This is a genomic window from Rathayibacter sp. AY2B7, from assembly GCF_002931635.1.
Lineage (GTDB): Bacteria > Actinomycetota > Actinomycetes > Actinomycetales > Microbacteriaceae > Rathayibacter.
The window spans coordinates 1-12792 of sequence record NZ_PSUC01000104.1 but is presented as its reverse complement, the minus strand read 5'-3'; the positions used below and the strand labels follow the sequence as shown (position 1 = coordinate 12792).

Below are 12792 nucleotides of genomic sequence, written 5' to 3'. Positions count from 1 at the left end.
CAAGGAAGCCGCGGCCATGAGCACCTCCACCCCGGCGTCCTGATGCGACGGCGACCCGTCCCCGCGGGCAGCGAAGCGCATCGCCCGGACGGGTCGCCGTCGCATCAGGACGCCGGGGTGGAGGTGCTCATGGCCGCGGCTTCCTTGTTCATCGTGCCGTCAGGGAGGAGGACGTACCAGGCGTCCTTCACACCCTGCCCGTTGACCTGGCCCGGCGCGGTGTCCTTCGCGAACCGGTAGACCGGCCATCCGTCGACGGTCAGCTGGGTCGTCCCGTCGGTGCGCGTGATCGAGCCGACCTCTCCGGTGATCCCGTCCGCGGCGGTCGTGCTGGACGCCGACACGGCCGGCCAGGTCGTGGCGCACTCGTCGTAGCAGCTGCTGCTGCCCGAGTTCTGCGTGTCCTTCGTGAACGTGTAGACGGTGTAGCCGGCCTCGTCCGTGATGATCTCGCCCAGCGGCGAGGACGCCGTCGTGAGAGCCGCCGTCTCAGCGGAGGCGGTCGCGGTGGAGGAGGCCGTCGCGGTGGCGGAGGGGCTGTCGGCCGGCGCTTCCGACGAGGCGGCCGAGCCGGCGGCCGTCGAGCATCCGGCGAGAAGGACGGCGGCGAACGCCGCAGTCGTCACAGTGGTCGCGATTCGCTTGAGCATGATGCCTCCTGTAGTGCGGGGGCCGAGGTGGCCCCACCGAGGACACGACACAGCAGTCGCGGACGTTCAACGAGGCGAGAAGATCGCTGGGAGAGCATTCGCGCGGCAGGCGGCTTCAGCGAGGCCGAGGCGAACGAGCACGCAGACCGCCAGGGAACGGTGACGGCACTTGCGCTCCCGCTGAAACAGCTGCACACTGGACCCAAGTTCTTCGTACCAAAAATCACGCCAGCCACCGAGCTGGCTTTTTTCATGCCCAAGCCGGCCTCGCGCCGGCTTTTTTCATGCCCGGCCGGGATCTGAGCACGCGCCGCTCTCCTGGCCCCCTCCTCTCCTGCCGACGTCCGCGCGACGTCTGCAGCGCCAGCTCACCGAGCCATCCGGCCCGGTGTCATCGGAACGCGCTCGCGCGTTCACCCCGCGGAGGTCACATTGCTGAACTCGCTGCTCGAGATGCTGTTGAAGGAGGTGGACCCCAACGTCGCGCTCGTGTGCCTCACGAGCTACTTCGGACTCCGATTCATGGTGAAGAAGATCGAGGACTTCCTCGTCATCTTCCTGCCCACCAAGGAGCCGGCACGACGCAAGGCCCTCCTCCAGCGAAGCCGACGCCCCAAGGCGTAACTCGAAAACGCCCCTCCTTCGTGGAGGGAAGAGCTCTGCCTCCGATTGTCCGAGAAAACATCAGCTTTATAGGACAGTCCGACGGCGGCCACTCCAAGGTCGACTTCGGCCGGAACTGTGGACCGCGGCAGTCTGTGGCCGTGTTCCGACACCGCTTCATGTCGTTCCCAGGTTGAATCGAACTGATCGGAGCGGAGTCGCACAAGCCCAGCGCTGCTGGGTATCAGGAGCGGACGAGTCGAGCACGTGTTCATTCCCGGCGATGTCAACTCGCTGCGGAGGGTTCTGCCGCGATGACCGTCGCGGTTCACGGACCCGAGCGGACGCCGACCTCCGGCCGGCGGCGGTGCTGAGCGCTGTGCGCATTTTTTGCCTGGAAGCCTTCGGCAGCGTACGGGCCTGCGGCGTCCACGCAAGCCGCTGCGCGGCCGGCTCCTCCGAGGTTCTCGGCACGCGGTCGCTGCGCTCCCTCACATCGCGCCGACAACCTCTCCTCCGCCGCCCTTCGGGTTGCGCTCCCGCCTCCGACCCTGCTCGGCACTACGTGCCTTCCAGGCAAAAAACGCTGGGAGAGAAGGAAGAACGATCGAGCCAGACCACCCCCGCTGGCTTGACAAATGTGATTGAGAATCACGGCAGCAGGATCACCTTGCCGTCGAGCGTTCGGGACTCGGCGAGCTCCATCGCCTCGACGATCCCCGTGAGCGGGAAGCGGGCGGCGATGTTGGCCGTCAGCGAGCCGTCGGCGAGGAGTCCGAGCACGCGGCCGAGGTCCTCCTCGAGCCGCGCACGGAAGCGCGCGGGGCGCAGCGAGTGGCCCGCCCAGAGGTCGTAGAAGACCGCGCGCCGGCCGTTGGGGGCGAGCTGGTAGGCCTGGATCCGCGCGAGCTGGCGGAGGAAGGGGGGCCAGATACTCCCGGTGCTCGCGCTGACGATCGCGTACGCGACGAGGGTGCCGCCGGGCGCGAGCAGCGACCACGCCAGCCGGGTCGTCGCTCCGCCGACGTTGTCGAACACGGCCTGCACTCCGCCGGGAGCGAGCTCGCGCACGCGGGCGGCGAGGTCGAGATCGGCGTAGTCGACGGGCTCCACTCCGGCCGCTCGGAGGGCCTCGTGGTGGCGGGGCGAGGCGGCGCCGATCACGCGGATCCCCTCGAGGCGTGCAAGGCGGTGCACGAGGCCGCCGACTCCGCCGTTCGCGCCGAACAGGAGGATCGTGTCGCCGCGGGAGACCCGGGCCGCGCGGTGCAGCATCTGCCACGCCGTCACTCCGTTGACCACGACGGCCTCGGCGTCCTCCGACGCGACCGCGTCGGGGACGAGAACGCAGTCGCGGGCGGCGACACGGGCGTGCCCGGTCCAGCCGCCGGTCTTGGTGAGCGCGGCGACGCGGCGGCCCTCGAACGACGCGTCGCCGCCGGGGCCGACCGCGAGGACCCGGCCGACGAGGTCGTAGCCGGGCGTGAAGGGGAACCGCGGCTGGGCGAAGTAGCGGCCGCGGCGCATCGACTGCTCGGCGAACGAGATGCCGGTGGCCTCGACGGCGACGAGCAGCTCGCCGGCCGCAGGAGGCTCGACCGGCGCCTGCTCGAGGAGCAGCCCGGACGGCTCGACGATCCCGGGGAGGACGACGCGGGTGGTGGTGCGGGGAAGGGTGGTGGACATGAGGGGCTCCTGGAGGTCGTAGGTGAGTGACCGAACAGTCACAACGGCGGATATGAAAAGGGATGGTGGCGAAGAGGAGAAAGAGGAGGGGAGGAAGAAGAGGAGGAGAGGCGAGCGCCGCGGACTCAGTCGCGGTGCCGGATGCCGTCGGAGACGATGCGGGCCCACTCGGAGTCGACGCCGCCGAGGTCGGTCTGCACGATCAGGTGGCAGAGCTGCCCGTAGGCGATGAAGCGCTGCACGGCCGGGCCGTCGGCTCCGGAGACGACGGTGACCGTCCGGACGACCGCGGAGATCCCGCGGCGCACAGCCTCGCGGATCTCGGGGACGTCGCACGCGCTCTGCGCCTGCGACTGCAGCATGATCAGGTCGCGGTCGGCGATCAGGTCGATGTAGGCGACGGTCATCGCCTCGAGCCGGTCGGCCGGGTCCGAGGAGGGCGAGGCGTCCCCCGCCGCCGCGAGCGTGGACGTCACCTGCTCGTAGCAGCGGTCGACCGCGGCGACGAAGACGCCGAGCTTGCCGGGGAACAGGCGGAAGACGTAGGCGGGCGAGACGCCGGCCTCGGCGGCGACCTCGGTGATCGGAGTCGCGGCGTAGCCGGTGCGCGCGAACACGTGCAGCGCCGCCGCGGTGATCCGCTCGCGCTGCGCCTCGGCGGTGGAGCGGGAGGAGGGGGAAGGCATATGACTGATCAAACACTTACTTCGCTCGTGCGTCAAGAGCGGCGGCGGCATTCAGGGCGAGGAGCTGCGCGATCCGCTACATCGAGGCTCGAGGAGAAGACCCCCCAATCCCCCCACAAGGACGGTCGACTGGAGCCCCTTCGTTTGCCACAAGTTTGATACGAATGCGAACCGCTTCTCGTGGTCGATATACCCTCATAGTTTCGATTTAGCTGACAGGCTGAAGTCACTACGGTAAGCAAGTATCCCCGGTATTGGCTTACTTATCCTCATCAGGCAGGCGCGTGACCGTAAATCCCGTTCTCGCGCGACCTCCCTTATATACGCTATATCGCTTCCCGTGCTGAGTGACGATCAACACAGGTCGGTTTCCTGGACCCGAACCCGGACGCTCAATTGCGACGATATCCTCAATAGGGATGGAGGGAAGTTCTTCCCTCAGAGCGTTCACGTATTCAGAGAACCTTGCGAGCGCTTCACTGCGCGCTTCGCCGGATTGGGCCTCTGGATCTGGCAGAAGCGCCCCGATTTGCTCGGCGAGCGTATTGAACTGATCGACGATTCGGTCAGTGTCTCGCGCAGTAATAATGTAAATCGTGATTGCTAGCGCCAGCGCCCACAAAGTCGCCAAAAGCCCCGAAAAAGTTGCCCAATTGGTCTCCCAATTGTCTAATCTAAGAGCTATAACCGTTACGATAAAGGCCACCACGAAAGTGACCCCTAGTACCAAACGAGGCCGGCCGGCAAGGCCGGCTGTGAACCTTCCGATAGAGGATTTTGGGTTTTCCGTCTGATTTTTGCGGACCACAGGCGAAGCCTAGATGACGCCGCCCGGCGCGTCAACGAGGCCGAGTCGATAGCGACGAGGCGTGTTGCAGCCGGGCCAAAACTCGGCACTATTGCACCCCCGCTGAAGCGCTCGTTCTAACCTCCTTTGTCCACCGTGCAACGCACTGCAGTCGAACGTAACGCCGAGGCGAGAGCAGCGCTCAATAGACCTCGAAGCGTGGACCACGCCACGCCATGACCTCACATAAGCCCAATCAACACCCCCCTACCCCGCACCCCCACCCCGCCCCTAGGTTGGGGGGACCCGCATAGCCGACCGCGCACCACTGAGTTCCGATGGAGGAACGCCATGGCCACGACACCCGTGCTCCGCAGGATCGCGATCGCGCTGGTCGCGGTCGTCTCGGTGGGAGTGGCGGGTGCCGCACCGGCGTCCGCTCTCGACAGGCCCGTCTCCGGGTACCTGAAGGACAGCGGGCTCACGCCCGAGAAGATCCGCGACTTCCTCGGCGGACCCCTCATCTCGCCCTCGACGCAGGTGGGCTACGGCGGAGCGGTCTCGAGCGTCGACGCGAACGCGAGCCGCGTGGGCATGGAGGTGCTGAAGCGCGGCGGCAACGCAGCTGACGCCGCTGTCGCCACGGCCGCCGCCCTCGGCGTGAGCGAGCCCTACAGCGCCGGCATCGGCGGAGGCGGGTACTTCGTCTACTTCGACAAGGCGTCCGGCGAGGTCAGCACCATCGACGGGCGCGAGACCGCGCCGGCCGGCATCACCTCGGACGCGTTCCTCGACCCCGCGACCGGAGCCCCGTACCCGTTCACCCCGGACCTCGTCTCCTCCGGCGTCGCGGTCGGCGTGCCCGGCACGGTGGCGACCTGGGACACCGCGGTCGACCGCTTCGGCACCCTGCCGCTCCCCGTCGTGCTGGCGCCCTCGATCGCGCTCGCGGCGAAGGGCTTCCGGGTGGACGAGACCTTCCGCAACCAGACGCTCGACAACCTCGAGCGGTTCCAGGCGTTCCCCGACACGGCCGAGCTCTTCCTCCCCGGTGGGGACGCGCCGAAGGTGGGCAGCACCTTCCGCAACCTCGACCTCGCGAAGACGCTGACCTCCATCGCCGTCCACGGGCCGGACGCGTTCTACGAGGGCGCGCTGGCCGCCGAGATCGCCGACACGGTCCAGAACCCGCGGATCGCCGAGGGGTCGGACCTCCCCGCCCCGGCCGGCACGATGACCGCCGCCGACCTCGCGGCGTACTCGGTCGCCGAGCAGGCGCCGACCCGCGTCTCCTACCGCGGACTCGACGTCTACGGGATGGCACCCTCCTCCTCCGGCGGGATCGCGGTCGGCGAGGCCCTCAACATCCTCGAGAACCACGACCTCGCGTCCGAGGACACGGGCAGCGCCCTGCACCTCTACCTCGAGGCGTCCGCCCGCGCCTTCGCCGACCGCGGCGCCTACGTCGGCGACCCGGCCTTCGTCGACGTGCCCACCGAGACGCTCCTCAGCCAGGAGTTCGCGGACTCGCGGGACTGCACGATCGACCCGGCGACCGCCTCCGTCCGCCCGGTCGCGCCCGGCGCTCTCGACGGCTCCGGATGCGTGACCGCCCCCGCCGCGGTGGAGTCGGACACCGAGAACATCTCCACCACCCACCTCTCGGTCGTCGACAAGTGGGGCAACGCCGCCTCCTACACGCTGACGATCGAGCAGACCGGCGGCTCGGCGATGACCGTCCCCGGCCGCGGCTTCCTCCTCAACAACGAGATGACCGACTTCTCCCCCACCTTCGTCGACGGGGACCCGAACCGGATCGAGCCGGGCAAGCGCCCGCGCTCGTCGATGTCGCCGACGATCGTGCTCGACGGCGGGGACGTGCGGTTCGTCGTCGGCTCGCCGGGCGGATCCACGATCATCACGACGGTCCTGCAGACCCTGGTCAACCGCATCGACCTCGGCATGACGCTCCCCGAGGCGGTGGCAGCGCCCCGCGCCTCCCAGCGCAACGGCGCGACGACCTCGGCCGAGCCCGAGTTCATCGAGGCGTACGCCGACGACCTCGCTCCCTTCGGCCAGCAGCTGGTCCCCTCGGGCGACACCTTCACCTCGGCCGCGCAGATCGGGGCGGTGGCCGCCATCGAGGTCGACCCCTCCGGCCGGATGACCGCGGTCGCCGAACCGGTGCGGCGCGGCGGCGGCGTCGGGCTGGTGGTCCGGCCCGAGAAGTGACGCCCCGGAGCCTCCCCCGCCCGCTGAGAGGAACCGTCGGCCGGCCGCCCCTCTCGCCCGAGAGCGGTCCTCCGCGGGAAGGAGGCGTCTGCGACACTGGGGAGATGTCGTCGTCGCGCCCGCTGCGCACCCTCCGGGGTGTCGTCGCGGCGACGGTGGCGACGCTCGTCGCGCTGTTCTCGCACGTGGCCGGCGGCGGCCAGATCCCGGGTCCGCTCGGTGTCGCGATGCCGCTCGTCCTGTCGGTCCTGGTGTGCGTGGCGCTCGCCGGGCGCAGGCTCTCCCTGGTCCGCCTGGCGGTCTCGGTGGGAGTCAGCCAGTTCCTGTTCCACACGCTCTTCACGATCGGGACCTTCGCGGAGCCGGTCGATGCGCCGACCCTGCACGCGCACCACGGTGCCGTGATCGACGTCAGCGCGGCGATGACGCACAGCGGGATGACCGGCTCCTCGATGTGGGCGGCGCACCTCGTCGCCGCCGTCGCGACGACCGCGGCGCTCCACCGCGGCGAGTCCCTCCTCGTCCGGGTCGCCGCGACGACGAGCCACCTCGTCACCCGCCTGGTGCGGGTCCTGCCGACTCCGGTGGCCGCTCCTCGACCCGCGCGACGCTCCTCCTTCGAGCTGCGCGACGTGCTCCCCCTCGCCTCGGGCGTCTTCCCCCAGGCGGCGCTGCGGCGCGGCCCCCCTCTGCAGCCCGCCTCCTGATCATCGACGCGAGCCGCGGCGAGGACCTCCCCGGAGGTCCCCGCGGCGTCTGACCGACCCGTCTCCTCCCCCGCAGGGGTCTCCGAGGGACGCCGGCCGGTCGGCGTCTCGGCGACTCCTCCCGGACGGATCGTCCTGGCCCGGCGCTCCTGCGCGCCGGCGGAGGGGTCAGTGGAGCGTCCCCTCGGGGACGCCCGTGAAGGGAGCCACGCCTGTGGCACAAGCATCGACACCGGTCGACGACGACCTCCTCCCGCCTCCGCGGCCGCTCGCCGCTCCTCTCCGCGGGGCGGAGGCGTCCCTCCTGCTCGCGATACCGGCGGCGGTCGCTGTCGCCCTGCTGGGCCTGTCGTACACCGGGGCGTTCTCGGTGGCGACGCGGCTGATCGACCCCGGCGACCTGGTGACGCGGGGCCTGCCGATCGCGCGGGTCCTGCACGACTCCGCCGCGTCGCTGACCATCGGCCTGCTCACCGCGGCCACCTTCCTGCTGCCCGGGCAGCGCATCGCGCCGGGCGTCGTCTCGTACTCGCAGAACCGCGCCCTGCGCTGGGCGACCTGGTCGGCCGCGGTCTGGGTGGCGTCCGCGATCGCTGTCCTCGTGTTCACGGCGGCGAACACCATCGGGCAGCCGCTGGACGCGCCGGGCTTCCGGACGCAGCTCGTCTTCTACGCCACGCAGATCGAGCTGGGGCAGACGCTCGTGGCCTCGACGGTGTGCGCGACGGCCATCCTCCTCCTCACCCTGTTCTCGCAGCGGCTGGCCTGGGTGGCGGCGGCGACCGGGATCGCGGTGCTGGCGCTGCTCCCCCTCTCGCTCTCCGGGCACGCCGCCGGCGCCGACGAGCACGCGAACGCGGTGAACAGCCTGGCCGTGCACCTGATCGGAGTGACGGCCTGGGCCGGCGGGCTCGCCGCGGTGATCCTCCTGCGGCGGACCGTCGGCGCCCAGCTCGGCGTGGTCGTCGCGCGCTACTCGGTGCTGGCCGGCTGGGCGTTCGGGGCGGTCGCCTTCTCGGGTCTGGTGAACGCGTCGCTCCGGATCGAGGACCTCGGCGACCTGGGCGCGCCCTACGGGCAGCTGCTGATCGTCAAGGCCGTCGCGCTGCTCGCCCTCGGCGGCGCGGGCCTCGGGCACCGGCTGCGGCTGATCCCGCGGCTGCGCGCCGACCCGGCCGACCGCCGCGCGTTCGTCGCGGTCGCGGTCGGCGAGGTGGTGGTGATGGCGCTGGCCATCGGCGTCTCGGTGGCGCTCTCGAACAGCGCGCCGCCGGTCTCGCAGGACCCGATCAGCGGAGACGTGCGGCGCAGTCTGCTCGGCTTCCGCTACCCGCCCGAGGTCACACCCGAGCGGATGCTCGACCAGTGGCACCTCGACGCCGTCTGGTTCGGGATCGCGGTCGTCGGCGCCGCCCTCTACGTGTCGGCGGTCCTGAGGCTGCGGCGCCGCGGCGACGCCTGGCCGCTCGGGCGCACCGTCGCCTGGGTGGCCGGCTGCGCGGCCCTCGCCTACACGACCAGCGGCGGCCCGGCCGTGTACGGGCAGGTGCACTTCAGCACCCACATGATCCAGCACATGCTGCTGATGATGGTCGTGCCGCCGCTGCTCGTGCTCGGCGGACCGGTGCTGCTCGCTCTGCGGGTGCTGCCGGTGCGCCGCGACGGCGGGCGCGGGCTGCGCGAGTGGATCCTCGCCGTCGTGCACTCCCGCTACCTCGCCGTGCTGTCGCGGGCGCCCGTCGCCGCCGTTCTCTTCGCCGGCAGCCTGGTCGTCTTCTACTACACCGGCTGGTTCGAGTGGGCGATGTTCAGCCACCAGGGCCACGTCCTGATGACCCTGCACTTCCTCGCCACCGGCTACCTCTTCTTCTGGGTCCTGATCGGCGTCGACCCCGGCCCGAACCGGCCCGGCCACGTGCTGAGGCTGCTGGTGATGCTCGCGACGCTGGCGTTCCACGCCTTCTTCGGCCTGGCGATCATGTCGCAGACCACCGTGCTGGCCGCGTCCTGGTGGACCGCGCTCGGGTACACCGACACGGAGGCGCTGCTCGCCGACCAGGGCGTCGGCGGAGGGATCGCCTGGTCGGCGGGCGAGATCCCGATGGTGCTGATCGCCCTCGTCGTGGTCGCGCAGTGGGTGCGCTCGGAGGAGCGGACCGCGAAGCGCTACGACCGGCGCGCCGACCGCGACGGCGAGGCCGAGCTCACCGCCTACAACGACCGCCTGAACCGGCTCGACAGCCGGAGCACTCCCCGTCCGACCACCACGAAGGAGACCGACCGATGACCTCTCGACCCCTGCGACGGCTTCCCGCCGCGCTGGCAGCCCTCGCCCTGGCGGGCGTCCTGATCGGGACGGCCGGGCCCGTCCAGGCGCACGACCAGCTGATCAGCAGCACTCCCGGCTCCGGTGAGCACTTCACGAATTCGCCCGCGGAGGTGACGCTGACGTACTCCGAGGACGTCCTCACGATCGGCGCGCTGGTCCTCGTCACCGACATGGACGGCATCGACCACGTGTCCGGCCCGGTCGAGCTGACCGACTCGACGGTCACCGCTCCGCTCGAGGCGGCGCTTCCCGGCGGCTCCTACGACCTCAAGTGGCGGGTGGTCTCCGCCGACGGCCACCCGATCGCGGGCGTCGTCCCCTTCACGGTCGGCGACGGCGCCTCGGCGCAGGCCGCGGCCGCCGCGGAATCCACCCCGACCGTCGAGCCGACCGTCGTCGCAGCCGCCTCCTCGCAGGCGCCGCCGGACGTCCTCCGACCGGTCCTCATCGGTCTGACCGGCGCGGTCCTCGCCGTCGCGGCCTTCCTCCTGATCACCCGCCGCCGCGGGCGGCCCTCGACCACCACCGAAGACCGGACGTCGTCGTGACCGCCGACGTCCTCCACCCACCGCACCACCACACAGGAAGGCGCCACACCATGCGCACTCGACACGTCACCACCCTCTCCGCCCTCTCGGCCGCAGCCCTGCTCGCCCTGACCGGCTGCAGTGCCGGAGCCTCCGGCGGCACCTCCGCCGAGGTCGCGCCCGCGGCGACCGAGGTCAGCATCACCGACGGCTGGGTGAAGGCCGCCGACTCCGGCATGTCCGCCGCGTTCGGTGAGCTGGAGAACTCCGGCACCGAGGACGTCACCGTCGTGTCCGCCACCTCCGCCGCGTCCTCCGAGCTCGAGCTGCACGAGACCGTGGCGAACGAGTCGGGCGAGATGGTGATGCGCGCGAAGGAGAGCGGCTTCACGATCCCCGCCGGCGGCAGCCTCGAGCTCGCCCCCGGCGGGAACCACATCATGCTGATGGACCTCGCCGCGCCGATCGTCGCCGGGGACGAGGTCACCGTCACCCTCACCTTCTCGGACGACTCCACGACGGAGTTCACCGTCCCGGCGCGCGACTACGCCGGCGCGAACGAGAACTACGAGGGCGGCGACATGGACATGGACATGGGCGGAGAGGGCTGATGAGCGAGGACCGCGAGACCGGCCACAGCGCCGACGAGCGCCCGCGCAGCGCCGTCAGCCGGCGACGGCTCCTCCTCGGCGGAGCAGTCGCCGGCATCGGCGCGGCCGGTGCGATCGGAGCGGACCAGCTGCTCGGCCGCGGCGGCGCTGCGCCGGCAGCGGCCGCGGCGCTGAACGGCGACGAGACGATCCCCTTCCACGGTGCGCACCAGGCGGGGATCGCCGCGACACCGCAGGCGCACGCGACCTTCGTCGCCCTCGATCTGCGGGAGAGCACCGACCGGGACGGGCTGCGGCGGATGCTGCGCATCCTGTCCGACGACGCCGCGCGCCTCACCCAGGGGCAGCCGGCCCTGGCCGACTCCGAGCCCGAGCTCGGCGTGGTCCCCGCCCGCCTCACCGTGACCTTCGGGTTCGGGCCGAGGCTCGTGTCCCTCGCGGCCGGTGACGCGGCGAAGCCGGCCTGGCTGGCACCGCTGCCCGCGTTCGGGATCGACCGGCTCGAGGAGCAGTGGAACGACGGGGACCTGCTGCTGCAGTTCCACGCCGACGACGCCTTCACGATCGCGCACGCGCTGCGGATGCTGCTGAAGAACACCCGCACCTTCGCGACCGTCCGCTGGACCCAGACCGGGTTCCGCCGGGCGCACGGCTCCGAGAAGGCCGGCACCACGATGCGGAACCTGTTCGGCCAGGTCGACGGGACCGTCAATCCGCGCCCCGAGGACGTCGACTTCGACGAGCTGGTCTGGGTCCGCGACGGCTGGCTCGCCGGCGGCACCGGGCTGGTGCTGCGCCGGATCCGGATGGACCTCGACAAGTGGGACCGCCTGGACCGCAGCGGCCGGGAGCAGTCCGTCGGGCGGACCCTCGCGAACGGCGCGCCCCTCACCGGGACGGCGGAGGCCGACGAGCCCGACTTCGAGGCGACGACGACCATCGGCTTCCCGGTGATCCCCGAGTTCTCGCACATGAGGCGCGCCCGCTCGGAGAACGCCGCCGAGCGCTTCCACCGCCGGGCCTACAACTACGACGACACCCCGACGGGCGAGGACATCTCGAACTCCGGGCTGATCTTCGCGGCGTACCAGGCCGACGTCACCGCGCAGTTCGTCCCGATCCAGAAGCGCCTGGACGAGCTGGACCTGCTCAACGAGTGGACGACGCCGATCGGCTCCGCCGTCTTCGCGATCCCGCCGGGCTGCGTCGAGGGCGGCTACATCGGCGACACCCTCCTCTGACCCTCACCGGCACCCGCCACAGCACCGAAGGACCAGAAGCATGACCACCACCGCCACGAGACCCCGCGACTCCGCCGACACCCCGCCCCCGCCGCGCAGAAGCAGCGGAGGCTGGCTCGGACAGCTGCTGCTCCGCCTGCACTTCTCCGCCGCCCTGTTCGTCGGGCCGTTCATCCTCGTCGCCGCGACCAGCGGAGCGCTCTACGCACTCACCCCGCAACTCGAGCAGGTCGTCTACGCGCAGGAGCTGCACGCCCCCGAAGCGGACGCCTACCTGCCCCTGGCCGACCAGATCGACGCCGCCGACGCGTACACCGGAGGCGGGCAGAGCATCGTCGCCGTCCGCCCCGCCCCGAACCCCGGCGACACCACCCGGGTGATGTACGCGGACCCGTCGCTCGGCACCAGCGAGACCCGCGCGGTCTTCATCGACCCGGCCACCGCCGACGTCCGCGGCGACCTCACCGCCTACGGCACCAGCGGCGCCCTGCCGTTGCGGACCTGGATCAGCGACCTGCACCGGACGCTGCACCTCGGGGACGTGGGCCGCTCCTACAGCGAGCTCGCCGCCTCCTGGCTGGGGGTCGTCGCCCTCGCCGGCCTGGGCCTCTGGATCATCCGCCTCCGCCGAGCCCGCGTGAAGAGGGACCTGCTGCGCCCCGCGCCGAGGACCACCGGCTACAAGCGCCTGTTCTCCTGGCACGCCTCCACCGGCGTCTGGCTGCTCGTCGGC

The 12792-nt window shown here is 71.0% G+C and carries 11 protein-coding genes; 8 read left to right on the top strand and 3 right to left on the bottom strand.

Features of this window, described 5'->3' with window-relative positions:
• Positions 1-104 precede the first annotated feature (104 nt).
• Positions 105-650 carry a hypothetical protein gene (locus C5C27_RS14420; protein ID WP_104314753.1) on the bottom strand — a complete coding sequence of 182 codons (546 nt, stop codon included), beginning with the start codon at positions 648-650 and terminating at the stop codon, positions 105-107.
• Between the two features lie 432 nt (positions 651-1082).
• Between C5C27_RS14420 and C5C27_RS14415 the strand changes: the two genes are divergently transcribed.
• Positions 1083-1274 (top strand): hypothetical protein, encoded by a 192-nt coding sequence (locus C5C27_RS14415; RefSeq protein ID WP_104304883.1) that lies wholly within the window; start codon positions 1083-1085, stop codon positions 1272-1274.
• A 630-nt stretch (positions 1275-1904) separates the two neighbouring features.
• Here the strand turns inward: C5C27_RS14415 and C5C27_RS14410 are convergent.
• Entirely contained in the window at positions 1905-2939 is a 1035-nt protein-coding gene (locus tag C5C27_RS14410; RefSeq protein WP_104314752.1) for a medium chain dehydrogenase/reductase family protein, read from the bottom strand.
• 125 nt (positions 2940-3064) lie between these two features.
• Entirely contained in the window at positions 3065-3625 is a 561-nt protein-coding gene (locus C5C27_RS14405; RefSeq protein ID WP_104314751.1) for a TetR/AcrR family transcriptional regulator, read from the bottom strand.
• Positions 3626-4763: 1138 nt separating this feature from the next.
• On the opposite strand from C5C27_RS14405, the gene ggt reads away from it, so the two are divergent.
• The 7 genes from ggt to C5C27_RS14370 all read left to right on the top strand — a co-directional run.
• The gene (gene ggt, locus C5C27_RS14400; RefSeq protein WP_104314750.1) at positions 4764-6644 is read left to right on the top strand and encodes a gamma-glutamyltransferase; all 1881 of its coding nucleotides are present in this window, start codon (positions 4764-4766) and stop codon (positions 6642-6644) included.
• A gap of 104 nt (positions 6645-6748) precedes the next feature.
• Positions 6749-7351: a hypothetical protein gene (locus tag C5C27_RS14395; RefSeq protein WP_104314749.1), complete on the top strand. Its 603-nt coding sequence runs from the start codon at positions 6749-6751 to the stop codon at positions 7349-7351.
• Positions 7352-7565: 214 nt separating this feature from the next.
• Entirely contained in the window at positions 7566-9638 is a 2073-nt protein-coding gene (locus tag C5C27_RS14390) for a cytochrome c oxidase assembly protein (RefSeq protein ID WP_104314748.1), read from the top strand.
• Positions 9635-10228, top strand: coding sequence for a copper resistance protein CopC (locus tag C5C27_RS14385; RefSeq protein ID WP_104239515.1), 594 nt, complete (start codon positions 9635-9637; stop codon positions 10226-10228). The genes C5C27_RS14390 and C5C27_RS14385 overlap by 4 nt, the downstream gene beginning before the upstream one ends.
• A gap of 50 nt (positions 10229-10278) precedes the next feature.
• A complete protein-coding gene (locus C5C27_RS14380) occupies positions 10279-10818 on the top strand; it encodes a copper chaperone PCu(A)C (protein WP_104314747.1) in 540 nt (179 codons plus the stop codon).
• Positions 10818-12059: a Dyp-type peroxidase gene (locus C5C27_RS14375; RefSeq protein ID WP_104314746.1), complete on the top strand. Its 1242-nt coding sequence runs from the start codon at positions 10818-10820 to the stop codon at positions 12057-12059. The genes C5C27_RS14380 and C5C27_RS14375 overlap by 1 nt, the downstream gene beginning before the upstream one ends.
• A 40-nt stretch (positions 12060-12099) precedes the next feature.
• Positions 12100-12792, top strand: a 693-nt coding sequence (locus C5C27_RS14370) for a PepSY domain-containing protein (RefSeq protein WP_146079701.1), incomplete at its 3' end; no start/stop codon positions are given.